This is a genomic window from Nitrospirillum goiasense (assembly GCF_034427435.1).
Lineage (GTDB): Bacteria > Pseudomonadota > Alphaproteobacteria > Azospirillales > Azospirillaceae > Nitrospirillum.
This window is the reverse complement of record NZ_JAXQNP010000002.1, coordinates 1,019,856-1,045,954: the sequence shown is the minus strand read 5'-3', so window position 1 is coordinate 1,045,954 and position 26,099 is coordinate 1,019,856. Positions and strand designations below refer to the sequence as shown.

23 protein-coding genes, 1 tRNA gene and 1 pseudogene are annotated in these 26,099 nt (G+C 69.5%); 9 read left to right on the top strand and 16 right to left on the bottom strand.

The window, feature by feature from the left end:
• Window positions 1-16: 16 nt before the first annotated feature.
• The 8 genes and pseudogenes from mutM to ULB03_RS07250 form a co-directional block, all read right to left on the bottom strand.
• Window positions 17-873 (bottom strand): annotated as a pseudogene (gene mutM, locus ULB03_RS07285) (bifunctional DNA-formamidopyrimidine glycosylase/DNA-(apurinic or apyrimidinic site) lyase).
• Window positions 874-897: 24 nt separating this feature from the next.
• A complete protein-coding gene (locus ULB03_RS07280; protein WP_322482551.1) occupies window positions 898-1,335 on the bottom strand; it encodes a DsrE family protein in 438 nt (145 codons plus the stop codon).
• Complete coding sequence (locus ULB03_RS07275) at window positions 1,332-2,159, bottom strand: HesA/MoeB/ThiF family protein (RefSeq protein WP_322482550.1); 828 nt, start codon at window positions 2,157-2,159, stop codon at window positions 1,332-1,334. Before ULB03_RS07275 ends, ULB03_RS07280 begins: the two co-directional genes overlap by 4 nt.
• 172 nt (window positions 2,160-2,331) lie before the next feature.
• The gene (gene cysK / locus ULB03_RS07270) at window positions 2,332-3,312 is read right to left on the bottom strand and encodes a cysteine synthase A (protein ID WP_322482549.1); all 981 of its coding nucleotides are present in this window, start codon (window positions 3,310-3,312) and stop codon (window positions 2,332-2,334) included.
• 17 nt (window positions 3,313-3,329) lie between these two features.
• Window positions 3,330-3,785, bottom strand: a complete 456-nt coding sequence (locus ULB03_RS07265) for an RrF2 family transcriptional regulator (protein ID WP_145734808.1) — start codon at window positions 3,783-3,785, stop codon at window positions 3,330-3,332.
• Between the two features lie 17 nt (window positions 3,786-3,802).
• Complete coding sequence (dut, locus tag ULB03_RS07260) at window positions 3,803-4,291, bottom strand: dUTP diphosphatase (protein ID WP_322482548.1); 489 nt, start codon at window positions 4,289-4,291, stop codon at window positions 3,803-3,805.
• Window positions 4,291-5,583, bottom strand: coding sequence for a bifunctional phosphopantothenoylcysteine decarboxylase/phosphopantothenate--cysteine ligase CoaBC (gene coaBC, locus ULB03_RS07255; RefSeq protein ID WP_322482547.1), 1,293 nt, complete (start codon window positions 5,581-5,583; stop codon window positions 4,291-4,293). The genes dut and coaBC overlap by 1 nt, the downstream gene beginning before the upstream one ends.
• A 314-nt stretch (window positions 5,584-5,897) precedes the next feature.
• Window positions 5,898-10,757 (bottom strand): NAD-glutamate dehydrogenase, encoded by a 4,860-nt coding sequence (locus tag ULB03_RS07250; protein WP_322482546.1) that lies wholly within the window; start codon window positions 10,755-10,757, stop codon window positions 5,898-5,900.
• Window positions 10,758-11,021: 264 nt separating this feature from the next.
• Between ULB03_RS07250 and ULB03_RS07245 the strand changes: the two genes are divergently transcribed.
• Window positions 11,022-12,128 (top strand): NUDIX hydrolase, encoded by a 1,107-nt coding sequence (locus tag ULB03_RS07245; protein WP_322482545.1) that lies wholly within the window; start codon window positions 11,022-11,024, stop codon window positions 12,126-12,128.
• Between the two features lie 152 nt (window positions 12,129-12,280).
• Here the strand turns inward: ULB03_RS07245 and ULB03_RS07240 are convergent, their stop codons facing one another.
• From ULB03_RS07240 to ULB03_RS07230, 3 genes are all read right to left on the bottom strand, one after another.
• Window positions 12,281-12,472 carry a hypothetical protein gene (locus ULB03_RS07240; RefSeq protein ID WP_145734804.1) on the bottom strand — a complete coding sequence of 64 codons (192 nt, stop codon included), beginning with the start codon at window positions 12,470-12,472 and terminating at the stop codon, window positions 12,281-12,283.
• Between the two features lie 140 nt (window positions 12,473-12,612).
• Window positions 12,613-13,911 carry a class I SAM-dependent RNA methyltransferase gene (locus ULB03_RS07235; protein ID WP_322482544.1) on the bottom strand — a complete coding sequence of 433 codons (1,299 nt, stop codon included), beginning with the start codon at window positions 13,909-13,911 and terminating at the stop codon, window positions 12,613-12,615.
• A gap of 97 nt (window positions 13,912-14,008) precedes the next feature.
• A complete protein-coding gene (locus ULB03_RS07230; RefSeq protein WP_322482543.1) occupies window positions 14,009-14,488 on the bottom strand; it encodes an acyl-CoA thioesterase in 480 nt (159 codons plus the stop codon).
• A 157-nt stretch (window positions 14,489-14,645) separates the two neighbouring features.
• Between ULB03_RS07230 and ULB03_RS07225 the strand changes: the two genes are divergently transcribed.
• Both ULB03_RS07225 and ULB03_RS07220 read left to right on the top strand, forming a co-directional pair.
• Window positions 14,646-14,885, top strand: coding sequence for a hypothetical protein (locus tag ULB03_RS07225; RefSeq protein WP_040843696.1), 240 nt, complete (start codon window positions 14,646-14,648; stop codon window positions 14,883-14,885).
• A gap of 523 nt (window positions 14,886-15,408) precedes the next feature.
• Window positions 15,409-16,800 (top strand): ammonium transporter, encoded by a 1,392-nt coding sequence (locus ULB03_RS07220; protein ID WP_416211060.1) that lies wholly within the window; start codon window positions 15,409-15,411, stop codon window positions 16,798-16,800.
• A 69-nt stretch (window positions 16,801-16,869) separates the two neighbouring features.
• Here ULB03_RS07220 and ULB03_RS27380 read toward each other — a convergent pair whose 3' ends face one another.
• Both ULB03_RS27380 and ULB03_RS07215 read right to left on the bottom strand, forming a co-directional pair.
• Complete coding sequence (locus tag ULB03_RS27380) at window positions 16,870-17,187, bottom strand: type II toxin-antitoxin system RelE/ParE family toxin (protein WP_416211142.1); 318 nt, start codon at window positions 17,185-17,187, stop codon at window positions 16,870-16,872.
• Window positions 17,188-17,501: 314 nt separating this feature from the next.
• A complete protein-coding gene (locus ULB03_RS07215) occupies window positions 17,502-18,620 on the bottom strand; it encodes an asparaginase (protein WP_322482542.1) in 1,119 nt (372 codons plus the stop codon).
• A gap of 92 nt (window positions 18,621-18,712) precedes the next feature.
• Here ULB03_RS07215 and ULB03_RS07210 point away from each other — a divergent pair, with 92 nt between their 5' ends.
• The gene (locus tag ULB03_RS07210; protein WP_416211059.1) at window positions 18,713-19,315 is read left to right on the top strand and encodes a TrmH family RNA methyltransferase; all 603 of its coding nucleotides are present in this window, start codon (window positions 18,713-18,715) and stop codon (window positions 19,313-19,315) included.
• A gap of 214 nt (window positions 19,316-19,529) precedes the next feature.
• Window positions 19,530-19,928, top strand: a complete 399-nt coding sequence (locus tag ULB03_RS07205; protein ID WP_322482541.1) for a hypothetical protein — start codon at window positions 19,530-19,532, stop codon at window positions 19,926-19,928.
• Between the two features lie 81 nt (window positions 19,929-20,009).
• Here ULB03_RS07205 and gpt read toward each other — a convergent pair whose 3' ends face one another.
• Window positions 20,010-20,498, bottom strand: a complete 489-nt coding sequence (gpt, locus tag ULB03_RS07200; protein WP_322482540.1) for a xanthine phosphoribosyltransferase — start codon at window positions 20,496-20,498, stop codon at window positions 20,010-20,012.
• Between the two features lie 257 nt (window positions 20,499-20,755).
• Here gpt and ULB03_RS07195 point away from each other — a divergent pair.
• From ULB03_RS07195 to ULB03_RS07180, 4 genes are all read left to right on the top strand, one after another.
• Window positions 20,756-20,832: transfer RNA gene (locus ULB03_RS07195), tRNA-Arg, on the top strand.
• A 378-nt stretch (window positions 20,833-21,210) separates the two neighbouring features.
• Window positions 21,211-21,762, top strand: a complete 552-nt coding sequence (locus ULB03_RS07190; protein WP_322482539.1) for a thioredoxin family protein — start codon at window positions 21,211-21,213, stop codon at window positions 21,760-21,762.
• Between the two features lie 148 nt (window positions 21,763-21,910).
• On the top strand, window positions 21,911-24,031 hold the full coding sequence (locus tag ULB03_RS07185) for a two-component system sensor histidine kinase NtrB (protein WP_322482538.1): 2,121 nt from the start codon (window positions 21,911-21,913) through the stop codon (window positions 24,029-24,031).
• Window positions 24,018-24,641: a response regulator transcription factor gene (locus tag ULB03_RS07180; RefSeq protein ID WP_322482537.1), complete on the top strand. Its 624-nt coding sequence runs from the start codon at window positions 24,018-24,020 to the stop codon at window positions 24,639-24,641. Before ULB03_RS07185 ends, ULB03_RS07180 begins: the two co-directional genes overlap by 14 nt.
• Here the strand turns inward: ULB03_RS07180 and ULB03_RS07175 are convergent.
• Both ULB03_RS07175 and ULB03_RS07170 read right to left on the bottom strand, forming a co-directional pair.
• Window positions 24,638-25,324, bottom strand: a complete 687-nt coding sequence (locus tag ULB03_RS07175) for a winged helix-turn-helix domain-containing protein (RefSeq protein ID WP_322482536.1) — start codon at window positions 25,322-25,324, stop codon at window positions 24,638-24,640. The two genes, ULB03_RS07180 and ULB03_RS07175, sit on opposite strands and share 4 nt — an antisense overlap.
• A 71-nt stretch (window positions 25,325-25,395) precedes the next feature.
• Complete coding sequence (locus ULB03_RS07170) at window positions 25,396-26,037, bottom strand: winged helix-turn-helix domain-containing protein (RefSeq protein WP_322482535.1); 642 nt, start codon at window positions 26,035-26,037, stop codon at window positions 25,396-25,398.
• Between the last annotated feature and the right edge of the window lie 62 nt (window positions 26,038-26,099).

The window sequence follows — 26,099 nt, the reverse complement described above, 5'->3', positions numbered from 1 at the left end:
GCCAAGGCCGCATGAATCAGCGCTGCCGCCGTGCGCAGAAGAAGCTGGACCGCCCGGCCTGGACAACCCGCCGCACGCCGCCCGTGCGGCCCACGTCGCAGTCGCAACCGGGGCAGGGCTGCCCCTCGCGCCCATAGACGGCGAAGGAGTGCTGGAAGTAGCCCAACTCGCCATCGGACTGGACGTAGTCGCGCAGGGAGGAGCCGCCGGCGGCGATGGCCTCGGTCAGCACGTCGCGGATGGCGGGCACCAAGCGCTGGGCGTCCTTGCCCGCCACGCTGGCGGCCGAGCGCTCGGGGCTGATGCCGGAGCGGAACAGCGCCTCGCAGACATAGATGTTGCCCAGGCCGGCCACCACCCGCTGGTCCAGCAGCGCCGCCTTGATGGGCGTCATCTTACCCGCCAGCCGGGCCGACAGGGTGTCGGCGTCGAAGGCGTTGCCCAGCGGCTCCGGCCCCAGCTTGGCCAGCAGGGGGTGGCTGTCCTCCTGCCCTTCCGCGATCAGGTCCATGAGGCCGAAGCGGCGGGGGTCGTTGAAGGTGACGACGGCGCCGTCATCCGTTTCCATGACGACATGGTCATGCGCCCCGGGCGCGCCCGCCGGCCCCCGGCTGACCACCATGCTGCCCGACATGCCGAGATGGATCAGCAGGGTGTCCTCGCCCCCGTCGGCCCCGGGGTCGAGGCGCATCAGCACGTACTTCGCCCGGCGGCCGATGCTGGCCACGCGGCGGCCGGTCAGGCGCTGGACGAAGCCGGGGGGAAGGGCGTGCGCAGGTTGGGGCGATGCTGGGCCACGCGCACCAGGGTCCGCCCCAGCATCTTCAGGGCCAGGCCCCGGGCCACGGTCTCGACCTCGGGCAATTCAGGCATGGCGGCGCGCTTTCGGGAAAGGGGTCACAGGTGGATAAGATGGGCGCCCGGCGGGGTCGCCTGCAACAGGGTGACCACGCCCGCCGTTTCCACCGCCACGTCGGGCCGCAGGGCCGGCCGGTCCAGCCCCAGCACCCGCCAGCCCATCTCGCACGCGATGACGCGCACACCCAGGGGGGTGAGCGACTCGGTCAATTCCGCCAGGGTGGCGACATTGGTTTCCGCGAAGCGTTGTTCCCGCTCAACGGCGGTGGACCCGTCGTCGGCGGGGTCCAGGTAGGCCCAGCCATCGTCGGCCAGCAGGAAACGCAGGGCCCGGCCGGTGACGAACAGCAGGGTCGGCCGGCCGATGGCCGCCGCCGCCGTGGCCATGACCAGGGCGTAATGCACCCGGTCGAAGCCACCGGACTGCAGGACGATGGACAGCCCGGGTGGGGACAGGCCAGGTTGAGCGGTCGTCATGCCGTCTCTTCCCCCGGCCCCTTTTCACCGGGCAGGTGGGTGATGGTCGGGTGGGTGCCGCACAGGGGGCAGTCCGGGTCCGGCTTCACCCGCACGGTGCGGAAGCTGGCGCCCAAGGCGTCATAGAGCATGAGGCGGCCGGACAGGCTATCGCCGATGCCCAGCAGTTCCTTCAGCACCTCCAGCGCCTGCAAGGAGCCCACGGTGCCGGCCAGCGCGCCCAGCACCCCCGCCTCGGAACAGGACGGCACCAGGCCCGCCGGCGGCGGTTCGGGAAAGACGCAGCGGTAGCAGGGGTGGGAATGGCCCTCGTGGGTCTTGCCCAGATACGCTTTGAACGTGGAGATTTGGCCGTCGAAGCGCAGCATGGCCGCCGACACCAGGGGACGGCGCTCGAAATAGCAGGCGTCGTTCAGCAGGAAGCGGGTGGCGAAATTGTCCGACCCATCGGCCACGATGTCATAGGCCCGCACCAGATCGCGGACATTGCCGGGCCCCAGGCGCATGCGGTGCGTCTCCACCACCACGTCGGGGTTGATGGCGCGCAGGCGGGCGGCGGCGCTGTCCACCTTGGCCTGGCCCAGCGAGGCCATGTCATGCACCACCTGCCGCTGCAGGTTGGACAGATCGACGGTATCGTCATCGACAATGCCGATGCGCCCCACCCCCGCCGCCGCCAGGTACAGCAGCAATGGCGCGCCCAGGCCGCCGGCGCCCACCACCAGGACGGAACCGGCCAGCAGCCTGGCCTGCCCCTCCCCGCCCACCTCCTTCAGGATGATGTGGCGGGAGTAGCGCTCGATCTGTGAATCGGTGAAGTCCATTGCGCCCTCAAACGCCGGGCGCGGCCGTCCGGCCGCTTGGCTATCCTCGCTTTCCAGTCCGCTGACGCTCCCCGGAAAGCTCCGGCGGCCGCGGTCGCGGCCTAATCAAAAAGGTGACAACATCAGAGGGGGCCGGCGCGGTGGCCGGCCCCCTTAGCGCCAATCCAGCCCCTCAGTCCAGGCCGTCGAACAGGCCGGTGGACAGGTAGCGCTCGGCGAAGCTGGGCAGGATCACGACGATCTGCTTGCCCTCGTTCTCCGGCCGGGCGCCCAATTCCAGGGCGGCGGCCAGGGCGGCGCCGGAGCTGATGCCGACGGCGACACCCTCCAGCCGGGCCACTTGGCGCGCCGTCTCGAACGCCCGCTGGTTGGAGATGCGCAGCACCTCGTCGATCAGGTGGGTGTCCAGGATGTCGGGCACGAAGCCGGCGCCGATGCCCTGGATCTTGTGCGGGCCGGGCAGGCCGCCGGACAGCACGGGGCTGTCCTCCGGCTCCACCGCCACCGCCTTGAAGCTGGGCTTGCGCTCCTTGATCACGCTGGCGACGCCGGTCAGCGTGCCGCCGGTGCCCACGCCGGAAATCAGGAAATCCACGCCGCCGGCGGTGTCGATCCAGATTTCCTCGGCTGTGGTGCGGCGATGGATCTCCGGGTTCGCCGGGTTCTTGAACTGCTGCAGGATGTAGGCGTCGCCCGCCTCGGCCGCCAGCTCCTCCGCCTTGGCGATGGCGCCCTTCATGCCCTGGGCCGGCGGGGTCAGCACGATCTCCGCGCCCAGCAGCTTCAGCATGCGGCGACGTTCCACCGACATGCTTTCCGGCATGGTCAGGATCAGGCGATAGCCCTTGGCCGCGGCGACGAAGGCCAAGGCGATGCCGGTGTTGCCCGAGGTGGGCTCGATCAGCAGGGTGCGGTCGGGGGAAATGCGGCCATCGGCCTCTGCCGCCTCGATCATGGCCATGCCGATGCGGTCCTTCACGCTGGACAGCGGATTGAAGAACTCGCACTTGCCGATGATGTCGGCCTTCACGCCATGGGCGGCGGCCAGGCGCTGCAGGCGCACCAGCGGGGTGGCGCCCACGGTGTCCAGGATGCTGTCGTAAACGCGGCCGCGGAAGGCGGCGCCCGTCGACGGGTTGGGAGTGTCAGCCATGATGGTGCTCCGTTTCCTTAGATGCTGAAGTCCAGCTTGTGGGTCGCTTCGCTTTCGATGCCGGCGCGGTGGGCGCGCAGGCACAGATCCTCAATGGTGGTCTGGTCCAGGCGGCGCATGCAGTCATCCTGCAGTTCGGCCCACAGCGGGCGCACCACCTGGCGGCCCAGCTCGGCCCCCACCGGCTCTTCCATGGGGTCGGTGGCCTGTTCCAGGGCGCGGACGATGCGCACGATCTCCCCCACCGTGATGCGGCGGCGTTCCCGCGCCAGGCGATAGCCGCCCCGGGGGCCGCGCACGCCGGCAAGGATACCCGCCCGCACCAGGGCCTGTAGCACCTGCTCCAGGTAACGCTTGGGGATGCCCTGCCGTGCCGTGATCTCCCCCGACTGCACGGGTTCGGAACCGGCGTTGTAGGCGATGTCCAGCACCACCTCGATGGCGAACATCAGCTTCTTGGAAATCCGCAGCATCCCTTCCCCCATTTTCTTCAGCCCGCGCGGCCAGTGGCAGAGGTGCCAGCGGCGGCGGTGCCGGTGGACCCGAAGCCGCCGGCGCCCCGGGCGGTCTCATCCAGGCTTTCCACCTCGTTCCATTGGATGCGTTCGTGGCGGGCGATCACCATCTGGGCGATGCGCATGCCCCGTTCGATGGTGAAGGGCTGGTCACCCAGGTTCACCAGGATCACGCCCACCTCGCCCCGGTAGTCGGCATCCACCGTGCCGGGCGCGTTCAACACCGTGACACCGTTCTTCAGCGCCAGGCCGGAACGCGGACGCACCTGCGCCTCGAAACCCACCGGCAGGGAAATGGCCAGGCCCGTGGGCACCAGCGCGCGGCCCAGCGGCGGGATCACCACCGGGGCCGACACGGCCGCCATCAGGTCCAGGCCGGCGGCCTGGGCGGTGGCATAGGCGGGCAGGTCCAAATCCCGACCATGGGGCAGGCGGGTGACGGCGACGGTAACGGCTTCGGTCATCAAACGGGTTCCGGGCTGTTGTTGCTTGTTGAAAGGGCGATCGGGGGTGGCAGGGTGTCGGCGATGGCCTGGGCAAGGCGCGCCGCGACCTCGGCCTTGCTCAGGCGCGGCCACGTCTCAACGAGAGGGGTTTCGGGCTGGGCCCCTTGGCGCAGCAGGTGCACCTGGTTGTCGTCGCCGCCAAAGGTACCGGTGCCGGTCGCCACGTCGTTGGCGACGATCCAGTCGCAGCCCTTCTTGGCCAGCTTGGCGGCGGCATAGGCCAGCACGTCGCGCGTCTCGGCGGCGAAGCCCACCACCAGGCGGGGACGCGCTGGGCCGGCCTGGGACAGGGTCGCCAGGATGTCGGGGTTCTCCGCCAGGGTCAGGGTGGGCGGACCGTCGGGACCCTTCTTCACCTTGTCGCCCGCGGCGGCCGCCACGCGCCAGTCCGCCACGGCGGCGGCGCAGACGGCGATGTCGGCCGGAAGCGCGCCCTGACTAGCGGCCAGCATCTCGGCCGCCGTCTCCACCCGCACCACGCGCACACCCGGCGGATCGGCCAGGGTGACGGGGCCGCTGACCAGGGTCACGTCGGCGCCCAGCGCCGCCAGGGCCGCCGCCACGGCGTGGCCCTGCTTGCCCGAGGAGCGGTTGGCGATGTAGCGCACGGGGTCGATGGGTTCATGGGTGGGGCCGCTGGTCACCACGGCGCGGCGCCCCGCCAGGGGTTTGGGCACGCTCTGCGCCGCGAAGAAGGCGGCGACGGCGGCCACGATCTCCATCGGCTCCACCATGCGGCCGGAGCCGACCTCGCCGCAGGCCATGTCGCCGGCGGCGGGACCCAGGCGGCGGATGCCGCGCTGTTCCAGGGTACGGACGTTGGCCTGGGTGGCCGGATTGGTCCACATCATGACGTTCATGGCCGGCACCACCATCACCGGCTTGTCGGTGGCCAGCAGCGCCGTCGTCGCCAAGTCGTTGGCCATGCCGGCGGCCATGCGCGCCAGGATGTCCGCGCTGGCCGGCGCCACCACCACCAGGTCAGCCTCCCGCGACAGGCGGATGTGCCCCATCTCCGACTCGTCGGTCAGGGAGAAGAGGTCGGTGTAGACCTTTTCCTCCGACAGGGCGGCGACCGAAAGGGGGGTGACGAACTGCTGCGCCGCCTGGGTCAGGACGGCACGCACGCGCACGCCCCGCTCCCTCAACCGCCGGATCAGGTCCAGGCACTTATAGGCCGCGATGCCGCCGGAAATGATCAGCAGCAGACGCTTGCCATCCAGAACGCTGTAATCCGGGGTCGCGGACAAAGGGGCACCTTCGGAACCGGTTCCCCCAAGGGATATCGGGGAAACGACAAAACCCACCGGACAATCTTGGCAATGCACGGAGAGGCGTTGTGAAATCAATAAATATGGAGTCGCCGGCCTTTGCGCAAGCGACAGTTCGCCACCGCCCCCACAGCGCAGAGGCCGGAGAATCAGGGTTGAAATTCACGAGAAGAATTGCGTGACACCGCCCTGGATCAACAGGCGGCTGATCAAAGGGTGGCGCCCGTCACCGGCACGGGGCCACGGCGGCATGAGGACAAGCCCCATGCCGCCGGTCACACCTCGGAGGTAAATCAGCCCGCCGTCAGGCCGCGCAGCTGGCGAGTGGCCACGGCCAGCATGGCCACGTCCAGGTGCGCCACGCCGCGCAGTTCGGCCAGCAGGGACTGGATGCGGTCCACCGGGCCGGCCTTGGCGGCCAGCCAGCCGTCGATCAGGGCGGTCACATCGTCGCCCTCGCCCGCCAGCACCCGGGCCGCCAGGCGGCCCTGCAGGCTGTAGAGGTCGTCGATGATGGCGCCCAGGGCCTGGCGCTGCCAGTGCGTGGTGGTCTTCACCGCCTCCGCCCGGCCGCGCAGCCAGTCGAAGCCCAGCCGCTCGCCCAGCGCGAAGTGGATGGCGGCGACCTTGTCCACCGCGCGGTTGGTTTCCACCGCGATCTGGCTGATGTCGGTGGCGGCCCCCAGGGCCGACAGCGCCGCGACGTGGTGCGCCAGCTCCGCCGGCACGCCCGCCTTTTCCAAGGCGTCCTTCTTGGCGCCCAAGTCGGCGGCGGCGTCGGGCGACAGGATGTCGGCCAACGCCTTGGACAACACCTTCACCGCCGGCGCCAGGCGGGCAATGCCCGCCGCCATGTCCAGCGGATGGCTGTTGTTCAGCAGCGTCCACGGCACCGCGCGGCGCAGCAGGCGGCGGGTGGCCAGGCCCATATCGGTCTGGACCGACGCCGGCACCTGGTTGTCCAGGGCGTCGATGGCCTTCCACACCGCCGGCAGGCCATAGGCGTCGCGGACGATGTGATAGGCGCGGGCCACGTCGGCCTCGCCCATGCCGGTCTGTTCCACCATCTCGGCCACGAAGCTGGGGCCGACGCGGTTCACCATGCTGTTGGTGGCCACGGTGGCGATGATCTCCCGGCGCAGCTGATGGCCGGCCACCGCCTGCGGATACTGCCGCTGCAGGCTTTCCGGGAAATACTCCACCAGGTCGGCCGCCATCTTGGCATCGTCCGGCAGGTCGGAGTTCAGCAGCTTGTCGTACAGGTCGATCTTGGCATAGGCCAGCAGCACCGCCGTCTCCGGCCGCGTCAGGCCCCGGCGGGCCTGGGCGCGCAGCGCCACCTCCTCCTCCGTCGGCAGGAACTCGATGGCGCGGTTCAGCTTGCCCGCCTTTTCCATGAGGCGGATGAAGCGCGCCAGATCGTCCAGTGTGTCGGACGCCACCGCCTCGTCGATGGAAAGGGCCTGGGTCTGCTGATAGTTGTCGGCCAGCACCAGGTCCGCCACGTCATCGGTCATGGTGGCCAGCAGCGCGTCGCGCTGGGGCAGGGTCATGCTGCCCTTGTCCATCACGTCGCGCAGCAGGATCTTGATGTTGACCTCATGGTCCGAGGTGTCGACGCCGGCGGAGTTGTCGATGGCGTCGGTGTTGAGCCGCACGCCCGCCTGCGCGGCCTCGATGCGGCCCCGCTGGGTGAAGCCCAGGTTGGCCCCCTCGCCCACCACCTTGGCACGGACCTGGCGGCCATCGATGCGCAGGGCGTCGTTGGCCTTGTCGCCCACCTCGGCGTTGCTCTCGCCGCCGGCCTTCACATAGGTGCCGATGCCGCCCAGCCACAGCAGGTCGACGTCCGCCTTCAGGATGGCCTGCATCAGCTCCGCCGGGGTCAAGCGTTCGGCCGTGATACCCAGGGCCGCGCGCACCTCCGGCGACAGCGGGATGGACTTGGCGCCGCGCTCGAAGATGCCGCCGCCCGGGGACAGCTTGGACTTGTCATAGTCCGCCCAGGAGGAGCGCGGCAGGTCGAACATGCGCTTGCGCTCTTCCCAACTGCTGGCCGCATCCGGGTTGGGATCCAGGAAGATGTGGCGGTGGTCGAAAGCGGCCACCAGGCGGATGTGCCGGGACAGCAGCATGCCGTTGCCGAACACGTCGCCCGACATGTCGCCCACGCCCACGACGGTGAAGTCCTGGGTCTGGCAATCGCGGCCCAGCTCACGGAAGTGGCGTTTCACCGCCTCCCACGCGCCGCGCGCGGTGATGCCCATCTTCTTGTGGTCATAGCCGGCCGACCCGCCGGAGGCGAAGGCGTCGTCCAGCCAGAAGCCATAGTCGCGGCTGACGCCATTGGCGATGTCGGAGAAGGTGGCCGTGCCCTTGTCGGCGGCGACCACCAGATAGGGGTCGTCGCCGTCCAGGCGGACGACATCCATGGGCGGCACCACCTGGCCCTTCACCAGGTTGTCGGTGATGTCCAACAGGCCGCGCATCATGGTCTTGTAGCACTCGATGCCTTCGGCCAGCGCCGCCTCGCGACCGGCCGAGGCCGGCGGCGGGTTCTTCACCACGAAGCCGCCCTTGGACCCCATGGGCACGATGACCGCGTTCTTCACCATCTGCGCCTTGATCAGGCCCAGGATCTCGGTGCGGAAATCCTCCTTGCGGTCCGACCACCGGATGCCGCCGCGCGCCACCTTGCCGCCGCGCAGGTGCACGGCCTCGACCCGGGGGCTGTACACCCAGATCTCCACCATGGGCCGGGGCAGCGGCAGGTCGTCGATGGACCGGCTGTCCAGCTTGAACGACAGATAGCTCTTGGGCTGGCCGTCGGCGCCCTTCTGGAAGAAGTTGGTGCGCAGGGTGGCGCGGATGAGGTTCAGCATCCGGCGCAGGATGCGGTCCTCATCCAGGTTGGTGACCTGGTCCAGGGCGTGGTCGATCTCCACCACCAGGCCCATGCGCTGGCTGTCCACCTCTTCCCGGCCCAGCTTGGCCAGGAGGGCCGGGTCATGGGCCAGGTGGAACAGGCGCACCAGCAGCTTGGTGATGCCCACGTGGGCCGCCAGCGTGTCCTCGATATAGGACTGGGAGAAGTCGAAGCGGGCCTGGCGCAGGTACTTGGCGTAGGCGCGCACCATGGTGACGTCGCGCCAGGCCAGACCGGCCCCCAGCACCAGCTTGTTGAAGCCGTCGGTCTGGGCCTCGCCGGTCCAGACGCGCATGAAGGCGTCCTCGAACGCCTCCTTCACCGCGTCCAGCTCGACGGCCTGGCCGTTGGCCATCTTCATCTCGAAGTCCTGGATCCAGATGGACTTCTCACGGCCGGGCAGGCGCACCTCGTGCGGGCCGCCTTCCGCCAGGATCTTCAGGCCCAGATCCTCCAGCATGGGCAGGGCCTGGGACAGCTGCACCGGCGTGTCGTCGTGATAGACCTTGAAGAACAGCTCGTGCGGCTCCGCCTCCACCGGGCGGTGCAGGTTCAGCGCGATCCGGCCCGTGGCCGCCACCGCCTCCAGCCGCTCGATATCCATCACGGCGGCTTCGGGGCTGTAGGTCTCGCGGTAGCCTTCGGCCAGGGTGCCGCGGCGATAGCGGCGGGCCAGGCGCAGGCCGACCTCCTCGCCCTTGGCGTCCACCAGGGCCTGCTGCAGCCGTTCCCCCCAGCCGCGCGCCGCCTCGATCAGCGTCTCCTCGACATCGCGGACGTCGTAGTCGGGCACCTTGCCGGGGGTGGTCTGGATGATGACATGGGCGCGGGCCAACACGCTTTCCGACAGCATCACATGATACTGCGTAGTTTTGCCCTCGAACGCCGTTTCCAGGATGCCCTGCAGCTTCAGGCGCAGGTCGGTGTCGTAGCGGTCGCGGGGGACATAGATCAGGGCGCTGATGAAGCGTTCGAACGGGTCCTTGCGCACGAACAGGGCCACGCGCTGGCGGTCCTGCAGGTGCAGCACGCCCATGGCGATGTCGAACAGTTCGTCGTCGCCGATCTGGAACAGCTCATCCCGGGGATAGGTCTCCAGGATGTGCAGCAAGGCCTTGCCGTCGTGGCTGGACTTGTCGAAGCCCGCCCGCTCCAGCGCCCGGTTCACCTTCTGGCGCAGGTAGGGGATCTCACGCGCCGCGCGGTTGTAGGCGACGGAGGTGAACAGGCCGACGAACAGCCGCTCGCCGATCTCCACGCCGTTGTCGTCGAACAGCTTCACCATCACGGCGTCCAGCGGCGCCGGGCGGTGGACGGTCGAATCCTTGTTGGCCTTGGTCACCATGATGGCGCGCGGCTGGCGCACGAAGGCGCGCACGTCCGGCGGCAACTGGGAGAAATAGCGCAGGCCGTCGAAGACCGAGACCTCGTCATCGCGCAGGATGCCCAGGCCGGCGCCGCTGAGGATGTCCAGCGTGTCCTGGCCATCCTCCTTGCCGAAGCGGTACTCGCGCACGCCCAGGAAGATGAAATGGTCGTCGTCGACCCAGCGCAGGAAGTCCAGGCCCTCCGCCACCTCGGCGGCGTCCAGGGGCTGGTTGGCCTTTTGCGAGTCGGCGATGGTTTCGGCCACGCGGCTGCGCATGGCCTCGAAATCCTCCACGGCGGCGCGGACGTCGGCCAGGACGCGCACCAGGCCGGCGCGCACCTTTTCCAACAGCTCGGGGGAGGTCTGCTGGTCGACCTCCACATGCATGAAGCTCTCGGCCTTGGCATCGGCGGGGGCGGCGTGCGGCTCATACAGCTCGACCAGGCGGCCGTCGGCGTCGCGCCTCACCTTCACCACCGGGTGGATCACCAGGTGCACCGTCAGGCCATGGCGGTTCAGCTCCGCCGAGACGCTGTCCACCAGGAAGGGCATGTCGTCATTGACGATTTCCACCACCGTGTGGGGGGCGTGCCAACCGTCCTGCTCCACCTTGGGATTGCAGACGCGCACCTGGGCGGTCTCGGGCTTGCGCACCGCGCCGAACTGCCACATGGCGATGGCGGCGCCGTACAGCTCATCACTGCTGCTGCGCAGGATGTCATCCGGGGGCACGTTGGCGTAGAACTGCCGGACGAAGCGTTCGGCCGGGCCGGCCTTTTCCCGAGCCAGGCGGTCCCGCACCTTGGCGGCGATCTGTTCGGTCAGTTCGGATTTGCGCTGTTCTGCTTTGAGCGCCATGGGTCTTCTCTCCCGAAGTCGGGCCGTCTCTCATGCGGGCGGCCCGTTAATTCGCGGGGCCTACCATAGGCAAATCACGGCATCGAAACGAAGCGGCATCCTGCCTCGCAGGACAATAAGCAGATTGTCGTCTTTTAACAGGGGCCGGTGAACTTTCTCTTGCTGTCAAAAGCGTCTCGGACAACACATTCTGTCGCGCGCCGGGACGGCCCACCGCCCCTTGGCGGGTAAATTCGCCCACGCAACAGATTTGGCGGGAGACTCGTGACCAGCGATCGGCAGCCCCAAACCGCACAACCGAACAGCCAGCCGGCGGCCGAACGCGCCTCCATCGGCCTCACCGCCGTCATCGTGGCGGTGACGCGGGAGGTGCCGCGCGTGCTGGTGGTGCGCCGGTTGACGCATGACCTGGCCACGCCGCAGCAGCAGGCCAGCGGCGATTGGGACGCCCTGCCCTTCGGCCCCTTCGCGCCCGAGCGCCACCGCACGCTGGAGCAGGGATTGCGCCGCTGGGTCACCGAGCTGACGGGCCTGCCCTTGGGCTATGTCGAGCAGCTCTACACCTTCGGCGATCGCTACCGCGACCTGCGCGAGGTCGATGGGGAGCCGCGCGTCGTCTCCGTCGGCTACATCGCCCTGACGCGCGAGGCGCCGCTGTCGGGCTCCGGCGCCGCCGAATGGCATGACTGGTACAGCTATTTCCCGTGGGAGGACTGGCGCGACGGCCGCCCGGCCATGATCGGCCGCACGCTGTTGCCGGCGCTGGAACGCTGGGCGGCCCACGACGCGGCCCGCGACCCCGACCTGGCGGCCCAGCGGCGCGACCGGGTGCACACCACCTTCAGCCCCGACGACGACGCCTGGGATTATGAACGGGTGCTGGAGCGGTATGAGCTGCTGTACGAGGCAGGATTGGTGGCGGAGGCGCCGCGCGACCGCGCCGTACTGGCCAAGCTGGCGCAGAACGGGGCGCTGCCGGCCGACGTGGCCGGCCTGTGGTCCGGCCCGGCGCAGCCCGACGCCCTGGCCGCCACCGGCATCCCCATGGCGCAGGACAACCGCCGCGTCCTGGCGGCGGCCCTAGGCCGGGTGCGGGGAAAGCTGAAATACCGCCCCGTGGTGTTCGACCTGCTGCCGCCGCAGTTCACCCTGTTCCAGTTGCAGCGCCTGGTGGAGGCGCTGTCGGGCGTGCGCTTGCACAAGCAGAACTTCCGCCGCCTGCTGATCGCCGGCGGCCTGGTGGAGCCCACGGGCGCCCTGGAGGTCCGCACCGGCGGCCGGCCGGCGGAACTCTACCGCTTCCGCCGCGAAATCCTCCGCGAACGCGCCGCCGCCGGCGTCGGACTGCCGACCATCCGGATCACGGAATAAGGATAGAGACCAGGCGCACCTCGCCTCACCTCGAACGAAGCGCACCGGAGCGCAGCGACAAGGCCACGACCGTGGCCGCCGCAGCGAGCACCGAAAGGCACAGCGAGGATAAGGCAAGGGCCCGGATGGGCCCGCCCACCATTTGAGGTGGCTTACTCCAAATACGCATCCACCTCGGCGGCGGCGCGGTCCAGCGGCCAATCCAGCCGGTCGATGATCTGTTCGACGGCGGCGTCGGCGTCCAGCGCCCGGCGGCCCAGCCGGTCCAGGATGTCGTTCAGAACGTTCTCTTCCGCCACCGTGGCCGGGGCGTAGGACTTCAGGATCTCAAGCGCCTTGCTCATGGGACTGCCGGACTCGCTTCTGTATTGCGACTATGGGGGCAGGGTTTATAACACGCCCCGCCCGCCCCCGCATCGCCGCTGCCGCCCCTGGCCAAACGTTTGGCCCCGGCGTGGCATGTGCACATCACCCCGGGGCCACATCACCCCCGGCGGAAGCGGGCCGCGACTTCCAGGTGGGGGGACCACAGGAACTGGTCCACCGGCACCAGCCGTTCCAGGACATAGCCGCCGTCCAGCAGCAGGGCGGCGTCGCGGGCGAAGCTGATCGGATTGCAGGAAATGGCGACCACCACCGGGACGGACGAGGCCGCCAGCGCCGCCGCCTGGGACGCCGCCCCCGCGCGCGGCGGATCGAACACCACCGCCTGGTAGGCCGACAGCTCCGCCGGGGATAGCGGTTCCTTGAACAGGTCGCGCCGCTCCACCGTCACGGGATGGATGCCGGTGGCCTGGCGGGCCGCCGCCTCCAGCGCCGTGAGGGCCGGCCCATCCCCCTCCACCGCGTGGACGGGCGCCAGCGTGGCCAGGGGGAAGGTCAGGGTGCCGCTGCCGGCGAACAGGTCGGCCACACGAGCCGCCCCCTTGGCGCCGGCCAGGGCCTCCTCCACCAGGGCGGCCTCGCCCTCGGCGCTGGCCTGCAGGAAGGAACCAGCGGGCGGCGACACCGTCACCGGACCGAAACGCACCACGCCGGTGCGGCGCAGCGCGATGGGTTCGACGGGCGCGCCCGGCCGCTTGGACCAGGTGAGGCGGGCCAGGTCATGCGCCTCGGCGAAGGCGCCCAGCATCTCCAGCGCGTTCAGGTCCGGCTGCGGCAGGCCCATCAGCACCACGTCGGGCCCGTCGTCCAGCAGGGTCAGCGCCACGTCCAGCGTGTGCTCGTCCGGCAGAAGCTCCAGCAGCAGGGTGCGCAAGGGGGCGATCAGCGCCATGAGGCGCGGCGCCAGCACCGTGCATTCCTCGATATCCACCAGGCGGTGGCTGGCGCGCTCATTGAAGCCCAGCCATAGGCGCCGGCCCCGGCGGGCGGCGGCCAGCACGGCCCGACGGCGGGCGTGGGGCGGCGTGCGCGCCAGCGGGGCCATGGGAAGGTCGGTGATGCCGGCGCGGCTCAGCGCATGGCGCAGCTGCTCCACCTTCCAGGCGCCGTAGGTGCCGGGGTCCATATGCTGCAGGGTGCAGCCGCCGCAGATGCCGAAGTGGCGGCAGGCGGGGTCGGCCCGGCCCGGCCCCTCGGCCAGCAGCGACACAGGCTCCACCAGCCAGCCCTCACCCCGCTGCTGGGCGAAGCGCACCATCAGCCGGTCGCCGACCAGGGTTTGAGGCACGAACAGGCGGTGGTTTGGCCCGTAGGGTTCCTGCCAGTGGGCGACGCCGTCACCCAGCGCGCCCACGGTTTCCACCGTGATCTCGACCGGGCCCGTGGTGGGTGGTTCCACCGGCGGGCGGGCGGCGGGGCGGCGGGGCTGAGGGCGGCCGCCGCCGAACGACTTGCCACCAAAGGATTTGCCGCGGGTGGGGGGACGGGACGGCGGCTCACAGGAAACCCTCCATGGCGGAACGCAGGTCATCGGGGATGGGCGTGGGCCGGTGGCTGGCGACGTCCACCAGGACCGAAACGGACAGGGCGGTGGCATGGCAGCGGTCACCGACGAACAGGCCGCTGCCGGTGGTCCAGGACGTGCGGCCCAGGCGCGCCACCCGCGTGCCGACGCGCACGGCATTGGGGTAGGTGATCTCCGCCAGGTAATCGATGGTGATCTTGCGCATCACGATGGCGTGGCCGCGCATGTCCACCCGCGCCCGCAGCGCGTGGTGCAGGGCCACCCGGCCCGATTCGAAATAGACGCCGAAGGCGTTGTTGTTGACGTGGCCCACCGGGTCCAGGTCGTTGAAACGCACATGCTCGTCCGTCCAGAAGCGGTAGCTGGCGGCCTCGGCCAGATCGAAAGGCGGATCGGCGGCGCCGGGTCCGGGAGGAAGCGGGGCCTGCGGAAATGACGGCGGGACGGACACGGGCGTTAAGTTCCTGTGACGGGGCATGATTTGCCCCGGGGATTAGGGGTGCGGGGCGACTTTTGGCAAGCCGGGCGGCGTGACGGCACCGGGCAAGGATGCTATAGCTGGCCCACGAGCTGATCCATACACCCTATTATCACAGTGAAGGTCTGCCATGAGCGACACCAACAACTCCACCGCGGAAGCCCTGTTCGAGAAGGCGCTGAGCGTCGCGGAAAAGCATCTTGAGGCGGCGCTCAAGGAGGCGGGCCCCCTGGCCGCCTATGTCGCGGTCGCCATGATCGAAGTGGCCGTCAACCAGGCGGTTGAGGAAACCACCCACCAGGACGTGGTCGACATGCTGCACGACCTGGCCAACCAGATCGAGCAGGACGCCGACGAGGAAGAGGAATAATCGTCGCCTCCTCACGGCTGATTGAACGTTATTTCTGGCGGCGCCGGCGCCCGCCCCCTCCCGTCCTGTCCCAGGACGGCGATGGGGTGGCGCCGGCGTTGCTGCTTTAGGGGCACCCCACCCGGAGAGTCGCAGGAATTCGCCTAAATATTGGGCGTTTTTGGCATGGCTTGCTGAAATTGGCGCCGATATTTGATGGCCTGGAACGCTAACACCTTGATCTTCCTGATAGCGTCGCGTGGGTTTTGACGGAAATCCGCCCATCTCTTGGGCATGGAACCCACCGCCCCGCCCCTGCCCTACCGATATCGCCCATAATTTAATCAGCAGCCCAAAAGCCCGCGCGCGCCCAAGGCCCGATACCGCGCCCGGATGTATCGCGGCACGAAGTTTGAAAGAGGGGGCGGGTTCGCGAATGGCCGGCGGCCAGGACGGTGGCGTCCCCGACAACCGCCGGCCCTTGCTGGCGCGGCGATGGGCAAACGCGGTGACTGATTAACGGTGGCTGGGAATGGGGTGTGGGATGAGCGGTTTGGGTAAGCGTTTCCTGGGATTGGGCGCCATGGCGCTGGCGGCGGGTCTGCCCGCCCTGGCGGCGGCGCAAGACGCGGCGGCACCCGCGGCCCCGGCAGCCCCCGCGATCAGCGGTGGCGATACGGCGTGGATGCTGATGTCCACGGCCCTGGTGCTGATGATGACCATCCCCGGCCTGGCGCTGTTCTACGGCGGCATGGTGCGCAAGTTCAACGTGCTGGCCATGGTGATGCAGAGCTTCACCATCACCTGCCTGGTCACGGTCATCTGGGCGGTGGTGGGCTACAGCCTGTCCTTCACCGCCGCCAGTGACGCCGCCGACGCCAAGGAATTCATCGGCGGCTTCAGCCGCGTGCTGCTGGCGGGCATGGACCCGACCGGCACCCACGCCCTGGCCCCGACGATCCCGGAGCCGGTGTTCATGATGTACCAGATGACCTTCGCGATCATCACGCCGGCCCTGATCACCGGCGCCTTCGCCGATCGCATGAAGTTCTCCTCCATGCTGGTGTTCATCACCCTGTGGTCGCTGCTGGTCTACGCCCCCGTGGCCCACACGGTGTGGCATCCCAATGGCTTCATGGCCAAGCTGGGTGTGCTGGACTTCGCCGGCGGCACCGTGGTGCACATCAACGCCGGCATCGCCGGCCTCGTGGCCTGCCTGGTCATCGGCAAGCGCAAGGGCTACCCCAACGCCGACTTCAGCCCGCATAACCTGGTGCTGAGCCTTATCGGCGCCTCGCTGCTGTGGGTGGGCTGGTTCGGCTTCAACGCCGGTTCCGCCCTGACGGCCGGCCCGCGCGCCGGCATGGCCATGACCGTGACCCAGGTGGCCACGGGCGCCGCCGCCCTGGCGTGGGTGTTCGTGGAATGGGCCCTGAAGGGCAAGCCCTCGGTCCTGGGCATCATCTCGGGCGCCGTGGCCGGCCTGGTGGCCATCACCCCGGCCGCCGGCTTCGTCGACACGGTGGGCGCCTTCGCCATCGGCATCGCCGCCGGCGTCATCTGCTTCTTCACCGCCACGTCCATGAAGCGCGCGCTGGGCTATGACGACAGCCTGGACGCCTTCGGCGTGCACGGCATCGGTGGCATCGTCGGCGCCATCCTGACCGGCGTGTTCGCCAAGATGTCCATCGGCAACAGCGAAGGCGCCTTCGCCGCCGCGCTGAAGGACGATCCCGCCGCCAAGCTGGGCCTGATCGAAGGCAATGTGGGCCAGGTGCTGACCCAGCTGGAGGGCGTGGGCTTCACCGTCGTGTGGTGCGGCGTCATCACCTTCATCCTGCTGAAGATCATCGACCTGGTGATCGGCCTGCGCGTCGATGAGGACATCGAGCGCGACGGCCTGGACATCGCCCTGCACGGCGAGTCGATCCACTAAATAAAGGGTGGGGCAGCCCAGAGCCCGCCGGTGATCCTGACGGACGTCGGCGGGCTTTTTATTGCCCGGTCATCGGAGAAGCCGAGGAAAGTCCCTGGCCCCGTGAAGGACACGCAACACTCGCCGTGTGACCGGATTATAGACGATCACAAACGGCCCCTCGTTCAGGAAGAGCCTGGAACGACGAGAGGTCATGTCTTGGCGGCTGTGGCCTAGTGCCGTGCCAGCCGCGATTGAATGGCATCGAGCAAAAAGACGGTTGCGCGTCTGGAAAGCCGTGTGGATGCCCCACTCCCGCCAGCTTTCCCTTAAGATCCGCAAAAGATCCTCGGTTGCGCGGCTAGACAAATTCTCAGGCAGATCGGCCAATAAGTCGGATAGGCGCATCACGGACCAGGCGTTGGCCCCTCTTTGCCCTCATCCAAATCATCTTCCAGGCCCCACTCCCGTCCCAACTCACGCAGCATCGCAGCCAGTTGGGCAGGCGGAACCGGCCCGTCACGCTCCAACTCAGCTTCGGCGGCGTCCAGAGACGCCTCCAATTCCTCGAGTTGGCGACGGTACTCCTCATCCTCTGCAAGGCGAGGCGGGACGGAGCGGCGGGGCGGACTCTTGTTCATCGCGGAAGACCTTCCTGATGAGGCAACAATACCATCATTTAGGCATGCGCCCAACGACCACCCAGGCGCCTCATCCCCGGCTCACCCCGCCGCCGCCGCGGTGGGGCGGATCTCACCAACGGTGTCGCCCCGGCGGCTGGTGACCGGGGCGACGGCCAGGTGGGCGACGCTGTCCCACACCGTGTCGGGCAGCACGCCCAGGCGCTTCAGCACCGCCGCCATGGCCGGGCCGGCGGCGCGGGGCGCCCCATCCTCGATCTTCAGCGCGATGCCCAGACCGTGCTCCGGCAGCACGGCGCAGCACACGCCCTCCGCCCCCGACTTCAGCAGCACGGCCGAGTTGGCGGCGCGCATGACCTCGGTATCGAAGTTGCCGGTGCCGCCCACCAGCTCGGGATGCTTGCCCCAGGCGCGGCGCAGGCGCATCACCGCCTCGGCCCGGCGATCGGGCAGGCTGTCGGGGTCGGCCAGACGGGCCATGCCCAGGGCCAGGGCGCCCAATGGCAGGCCGATGGTGGGGATGGAGCAGCCGTCGACGCCCCAGGGGGCGCGGCTGAGGTCATGGCCCGTCACCTGCTCGATGACGCCCAGGATGCGCTGCTGCACCGGGTGCTGGTACCGGACATAGCCCGCCAGCTTTTCCCCCTTGTGCTTGGCCACGGCCAGGAAGCCGGTGTGCTTGCCGGAGCAGTTGTTGTGCAGGGCCGTCGGCTTTTGCCCCGCCGCCAGCAGGGCGGCCGCCGTCGGCTCATGCGTCGGCAGGTGGGCGCCGCATTCCAGGTCATCCACCGACAGGCCCAACCGATCCAGCCAGGCGGCCACGCGTTCGGTGTGCATGGCCTCCCCTTGGTGGGAGGCGCAGGCCAGCGCCAATTCCTCATCCGTCACGGCGTAGGCGTCGGCCGCACCGCTTTCGATCAGGGGGATGGCCTGCAAGGCCTTGTTGGAGGAACGGGGATAGACCAGGCCGTCGACGTCGCCCCAATGGGCCACCACGCGGGCGCCGGCATCGACCACGACCACGCGGCCGCGATGGCGGGATTCCACCATGGACCCGCGCGTCACCTCCACCAAGATGGGGGCGTCGGAGCGGTCGGGGATGTCCACCTGGCGCACCACCGCCGGGCCATGGGTGGCAGGGGGATGGTCATGGCCGCCGCAGCAGCCGTCGCCGTGGGAGTGATCGTGGTCGTCGTGCATGTGGCCGGCCGCCCTGGCTTGAGGATCTGTACGCCCGCGTTCTCCCCCGGCCGGGGCATGACTGCAATCCTGTTTCCCGGGGGGCTGGAACCTTGCCCAAGCGGCTTGCCTTGTGCAAGGTGCGCGACATGCGCGGATATTTCGCCCTGGGCGCCGAGGGGATCAGCAAGTCGGGCAACATCGGGACCATCATGCGCTCCGGCCACGCGTTCGGGGCGAGCTTTGTGTTCACCGTGAACGCCGCCCTGGACCTGGACGAGGTGAACCGGGTCGACACGTCCGGCGGGCAGGACCATGTCCCGCTCTACACCTATCCCAGCGTCTCGGCCATGACCCTGCCGGAGGGCTGCACCCTGGTGGGTGTGGAACTGACGGATGACGCGGTGGACCTGCCCAGCTTCCGCCACCCCCTGCGGGCGGCCTATGTCCTGGGGCCGGAGCGCGGCAGTTTGTCGCCGGCCATGCAGGCGCGCTGCGACCACGTCATCAAGATCCCCATCAAGTTCTGCGTCAACGTGGCCGTGGCCGCCGCCATCGTCATGTATGACCGCATGATCTCCCTGGGCCGCTTCGCCGAGCGGCCCGTGCGCGCGGGCGGCCCGGTGGCGCCCGCCCCCACCCATGTCCACGGCCGGCAGAAGATCCGCAACGTGGACAGCAAGCGCATGCGGCCCTTGCTGGGCGGCTGGGAATAAACCCTTTGTATCACCGGCGGACGCCTGGGAAACGGCGTCCGCCGTTCCCATATCCATGGTCTGTGATGAGTGGCTTGCCCGCCGCCGCCTGCCCTGTCCCAGGGGCGCGCCCTTTCGCGGTCGCGGAGTCCTTCACCGCCCGGCCCGCGCGCGGCCGGCATCAGAGGAGACCGACGCCATGCCGTTCCGCCGGAATCATCATCCGACACCCTTTATGACCATGGCCGTCACGGCTGGCGCCCTGATGGCCGGCGTGCTGCTGGCGGGCCCCGCCGGGGCGCAGCAGGCGGCCACCCAACCCGCCGCGGCGTCTCAGCCGGCGCCGGGCCCCCGCGTGGCCGAACCGGTGACGCAGTCGACCACCCCACCGGCCGACATCATCATCACCCCGCGCGACTTCCCCAACCCGGACGAGAACGACGCCTTTCACCAGGCGGAGTATGAGCGGCTGAACGCCATCTACGGCAAGCCGGTGCCGTTGAACACCCGGGTGGGCACCCTGATGGACGTGCCCCAGGGCAAGTTGCCGCAAGACCGGTCCGCCCTGCGCGCCATCATCGCCGACCCGGACACCCCGCACCTGATCCAGGTGCTGTCGCCCGAGTCGAAATAGGGCCTTCCCCATCCCTGAAACGCGAACGGCCCGCCGGAACACCGGGCGGGCCGTTGAAACATACGAGAGAACGCCGACGGATCAGTCGTTGCGGATCTGCATGTAGGCGATGGGGTTCAGGTCCCAGGGGAAATGAATCCAGGTGTCCTGCGACACCTCGGTGATGAAGGTGTCGACCAGCGGCCGGCCGGCCGGCTTGGCGTAGATGGTGGCGAAATGCGCCTTGGGCATCATGTTGCGCACGATGGCGGCGGTCTTGCCGGTGTCGACCAGGTCGTCGACGATCAGCCAGCCCTCGCCATCGCCCTCGACCGCCACCGGCGCCTTCAGGTTCTGGGCGGTGCGCTGGTTCTGGTGGTCGTAGCTGCTGATGCAGATGGTGTCGATCAGGCGGATGTTCAGCTCACGCGCCAGGATGGCCGCCGGTACCAGGCCGCCGCGGGTGATGGCGACGATGCCCTTCCACGGCCCCTTGTCGCTGATGCGCCAGGCCAGCGCCTTGGCATGACGGTGCAGTTCTTCCCAGGTGACGGGGAAGTTCTTGGCGGTATCGGCGTGATGGGACGACATGGGGGCGGGGCTCCGCGAAACGGTCAAAAATTCAACGCAGGTGTTGGGGTGGGTAGATAGCCCATCCCCATCGCCTCGACAATGCACGGCGACGCACCGGCGTCACGCTCCCCATGCGCGTCCCGACTGGGCCTCCCCCGACGTGTCCCATATGGCTCCGGAAAGAAAATGCATCGGGGGCGAAAAAAGCTGTTGCGTCCCCCCGATCATCCTCTACAAGCACCCACCTCACCGGCCGACACCGGCGAGACGAAAAAGCGCCCGTAGCTCAATTGGATAGAGCACCAGACTACGAATCTGGGGGTTGGAGGTTCGAGTCCTTCCGGGCGCGCCATTCGCTTCAATAGCCAGCGAATGATGATCCAAGGCCGTTGAGTAAATCCGGTCATTTCTCTCTCCGAAATTCTTGTTTCTTCCCTCTTCCGCTTGGTCTTGGCGCGCGTTCAGCCGAGAGCATCGCTTCATTGTCCTTTGGCACGGCTGGCCGTCCCGCCCCTTGGCCTGGACGGTTCATTTCACGCCCCTTAATAACAAATTATTAGTGTTTAATAATTCAACGCCGGTCGGGATTATTCGTCAAATGCTGGACGGTTATGCGACGAGAGGTGGGGATACGTTCCTGGCAGGGCTTTTCCTTAAACCCGTATCAGGCATAATGATCTGAAGTCGCGCTTGGAATGGCGCGATCCCGCCCACGATGCAGGAGCCTGCGATGACCGTCCGCGCCACCTTCTCCGCCCTGGGCGTCGCCGCCCTGCTGGCCCTTCCCGCGCTGTTCCCCGTTGGCGCCGCGGCCCAGGTCGCCGCCCCGCAGGTGGGCAATGTGGAACTGAAGCAGCCGCTGCCCTATCCCTATGACGAGACCATCGACAACGCCGCCGTGAACGCCCAGGTGGACGCCGCCCTGGCCAAGGCGAAGAAAGAGCACAAGCGCGTGCTGCTGGACTTCGGCGGCAACTGGTGCGGTGACTGCCGCGTGCTGGCCGGCCTGGTGGAACTGCCGGAGGTGCACAGCTTCCTGGACAAGAACTTCGTCATGGTGACGGTGGATGTGGGCCGTTACACCAAGAACATGGACGTGCCCGCCCGCTTTGGCGTGCCGAAGTTCAAGGGCGTGCCCACCGTGCTGGTGGTGGAGGCTGACGGCACCCTGGTGAACGGCGACGCGTCCTTCGATCTGACCGACGCCCGCCACATGGAGCCGCAGGCCGTGGTCGACTGGCTGGCCAAGTGGGCCAAGCCGGCGAAGACGGCATCCAAGTAAAGAGCCCGGCGAAGACGGCGTCGCGCCAGGGACATCATCGAAGGCGGCCCCGCGTCGTGCGCTGGGGCGCCGTCACAAGACCGTAACGCAAGGGCCCTATCACAGGGGAACGAAGGATGTGCCTTCGTCCTACCCGTGATGGGGCCTTTTGCTGTCCGCCACCCTCCCTTCCCCGCCTGCCCCCTCCTCGTCCGGCCCCGTCCCGTTTGGCCGCTGGCCCTGGGCCCTGCTGGCGCTGTACCCGCTGGCCGGCCTGCTGGACCCGCTGCTGGTGTCGGCCGTGCCGGGCTGGGCGCCCTGGAACGTGCGCGCCGGCATCGGCCTGGCGCTGGTGATGCTGTGGGGGCCTGGGCGCCTGACGCTGGCCATACCCCTGGTCATGGTGGCGGCCGTGGCCGGCCTGGCGCTGCGCGCCATTGTGCTTCCAGCCAGCATGCCTTTCACCCCGGCCCTGGCCATCCCGACCCTGGCGGAGCCGCTGGTCTTCGCCGTCCCCGGCCTGCTGCTGGCCCGGCGTCTGCGCCGCGATGGCGACGGCTATGTGCTGGAGGACACAGACGGCGTCACGCGCCTTCTGGTCCTGGCCATGGCCGGGGCGTTGGGGCAGAGCCTGTTGCTGCTGGCCCTGGCCCGCATCCTGCCGGGCTGGCCCCTGGCCGGGGGCACCATGACCGGCTGGGACGGCAGGGCGACGGCGGCCGACCCGCTGACCGCCGCCCTGCAGCATTGGGTGGGCGACATGGCCGGGGTGACGGTGGCCGCCACCCTGGCCCTGATGGCGCCCCGCCTGGCGCGGCGGCTGCGGCCGGGCCATCTGTGGCGGGCGCAGGTCCTGGGGCAGATCGCCGGCATCTGCCTGTCGGTGGCGGTGATCTTCCCCCGGGTGGTGGGCTCGCGCTTCTATCCCGTGTTCATCCCCCTGGTCTGGGTGGCGGCGGGCAGCGGCCTGCCGGGCGCCGTGCTGGCCCTGGCCGCCCTGGAAACCGGCCTGAGCCTGGGCATCGCCATCTGCGACATCCAGCCCTATCAGGCGCTGAAGCTGCAAATCCTGATGCTGTCGCTGGCCATGACCGGCCTGCTGCTGGGGGCGGTGATCTCGGAACGCGAGCGGGTGCGGGCGGCGGCGGCCAAGGGCGAGGCGCGGCTGAAAACCCTGATCGAGCTGGCGCCCGACGGCATCGTCATCCTGGACACCGACGGCCGGGTGGAGGAGGTCAACCGCGTGGTCGCCGACCTGACGGGACGGGCCGCCGACAGCCTGCGCGGCCGGCCCCTGGCCGATCTGCTGCGCCGCGAGGGGGGAGAGGAATGGCTGGTGGCGGCCGATGGCCGGCCCCTGCCGGTGGAATCATCCCTGGCCATGGTGCCGGTGTCGGTGACGGATGAGGCCGGCGCGCGCATGGGCGTGCTGACCATCCGCGACATCTCCGCCCGCAAGCGGGCCGCCGCCGCCCTGGGCCAGCATCGCGCCGCCGCCGAGCAGGCCAGCCGCAGCCACCTGACGGAGGAGCTGGCGGCGGCCCTGGCGCATGAGCTGAACCAGCCCCTGTCGGCCATCGTCAGCTACACCGGCGCCTGCCGCCGCATCCTGGAGGCGGCAAGGGAGGGGGCCGAACATGGCGCCAAAGCCCTGGACCTGATGGGCAAGGCCGCCGCCCAGGCGGAGCGGGCCGGCGCCATCATCCGCCATCTGCGCGAATTCTACCGCACCGGCCAGGTGGCCAGCGCGCCGGTGCCCGCCGGCGACCTGGTGGCCGGCGTCGCCCGCCTGCTGGCGGATGAGGTGGCCAACGCCGGCGCCCGGCTGGACCTGGCGGTGGACGCCACCCTGACCCTGTCCATCGACCGGGTTCAGGTGGAACAGGTGCTAATCAACCTGGTGCGCAACGCCCTGGACGCGCTGGCCGAGGGCGACGCCACCGACCGCCGAATCCTGATTGAGGTGAACCTGGCGCCGGAGGTGTCAGAGGGCGTCGGGGACGGTCCCAGGGCGGAGGTGCGGGTGGCCGACACCGGCCCCGGCATCGCCGCCGAGGTGGCCGGCCGCCTGTTCGCCCCGTTCACCACCACGCGCCGCACCGGCATGGGCCTGGGCCTGAGCATCAGCCGCGGCATCGTCGAGGCCCACGGCGGACGGCTGCAGGCCGGCGGCGACGCGCTGGGCGGAGCGGCCTTTTCCTTCACCCTGCCCCTGGCCACCCCCACCCAGGCCAACCCCGCCCTGGTCCCCCCACCTCCCGCCAGCGAGGCGCCCCATGCCGCGGCCTGACCTGACACTGGCCATCGTCGATGACGACGAGGCGGTGCGCGACGCGTTGAGCGCCCTGTTCGAGGCAGAGGGCTATCCGGTGGCGACGTACCCGTCGGCCATCGCCTTCCTGGCCGCCGGCGCCGACGCCGTGCCCGGCTGCGTCATCGCCGACATCAACATGCCCGGCATGACCGGCCTGGAACTTCAGGCCGACCTGGCGCGCCGCGGCTGTCCCCTGCCCATGATCATCCTGACCGGCCAGGGCGACGTGCCCAAGGCGGTGACGGCGCTGAAGGCCGGGGCGGTGGATTTCATCGAAAAGCCCTTCACCGTCGACGCCCTGGTGCGCGCGGTGGAAACGGCCATGGACCGCAGCGGCCATGCCCTGCGCCACCAGGCGCGGGCGGAGGCGGCGCGCGGCCGGCTGGACTCCCTGAGCGTCCGGGAACGGGAGGTCATGGACCTGCTGGTGGCCGGCCACCCCAACAAGGTCATCGCCTGGAAGCTGGGCATCAGCGCCCGCACGGTGGAGAACCACCGCGCCAAGGTCATGGAAAAGACCGGCTGCGACAACGTCCCCGCCCTGATCCACCTGAGCCTGGAGGCGGCAGGCCAAGCCGCCGGTTAGGCGGCCAGCGCCTGATCCATGCCGGTGCCCGAGACCAGGCAGTACCCCACCCCGCGCAGGGTGTGCAGCAGGCGGGGCTGGCCGGGGCCGTCCAGCCGGCGGCGCAGGCGGGAGGCCAGGGCGTCCACGGCGTTGTCGGCCACATCCATGTCGCCGGCCCACAGCCGGTCGAGGATGGCGGTGCGCGGCACGACGGCGCCGTCCGCCTGCAGCAGCAGGACCAGCAATTGGAACTCGCGCGATGATAGCAGGATGTCGCGGCCGGCGCGGCGCACCCGGCGCTGGCGCACGTCCACCGTCAGGTCGTCCAGGGCGTAGGCCAGGCGCGGCCCCTGGCGCTTCAGACGCAACAGCGCCAGCAGACGGTCCACCACCAGGTCGCCGGGAAGGCCGGCGTCCACCTGGTCGTCGGCGCCCATCGCCATCGCGCCGGCCCGGTCCGCCGGGGCGGCGCCATCCGGGTTGGCCAGCAGCGTCACCACCAAAGCGCCGGGAAAGGTCTTCCGAGCCCGGGCCAGGCGATCGCGCAAAGAGCGGCCATCCTCACCCACCACCACCACGTCGGCGGGACGCGGCGTCGGCGGCAGGGCGGCCAGCGTCTCAACCTGCCATCCCCGCTCCCGCAGCACCCGCGATAGCCGGGCAGCGCTGGGCATGGCCTTGCCGATGAGAAGGGCGCGCATGGGGATCACCCGCTGGTGGAAACCATGGTCGCCACCCTAGGCGGGCCCCGCCAGCGGAGATATCCGGTATATTACCTAACGCCCAGCCGCCTAACGCCCAATTGATAGCCCCGGTGCCCGCGCGTGTGCAGCGGCACGGCCGTGCCCAGCGCCCGGCGTAGGCTGCGGATGTGGGCGGCCAGCCGGTCGGCGGCGCCGGGCGCGTCCGGCGCGAGGTTGGGCCACAAGCGGGCCCGCAGGTCGGCCGCCGGCACCACCTGGCCCATGCGCTCCGCCAACAGCAGCAGCAGGTCGAAATCCAGCGGCGCCAAGGCCAGGGGCCGCCCCCGGCACAGCGCCACCCGCCGGTCGACATGCAGGGCAAGGTCGCCCACCCGCACCGCCCTGTCCGCCGGGGCGGCAAGCCGCGCCAGCAGGGACAAGGCCGCCGCCACCACCGTGGCGCCCGAGGACAGCGGCAACACCATGTGCGCCCCGGCGCTCAGCAAGGCGGACTCGACCGCCGCATCCGCGTCCGCCAGGCACAGGACGGGCGCCTGCACCGGCCCGGACGGATCGGGAAGATGGGCCAGAAGGGCGTCGGCGCGGGTGGCCACCAGCAGGCGGACGTCGGGGGAGGCATCGGCGACGGCCTCCCACCCCAGCGCCGCCAGGTCCGCCCGCAAAGGCCCGGCATCCCAGTCCAGCGCCGTGAAGGCAAGGCGTCCCGTCATCGTCCCGTCATGTAATGGTCAAATGAAATTCACAAGAAACTGGATAGTCCCTAAGGCCTTAT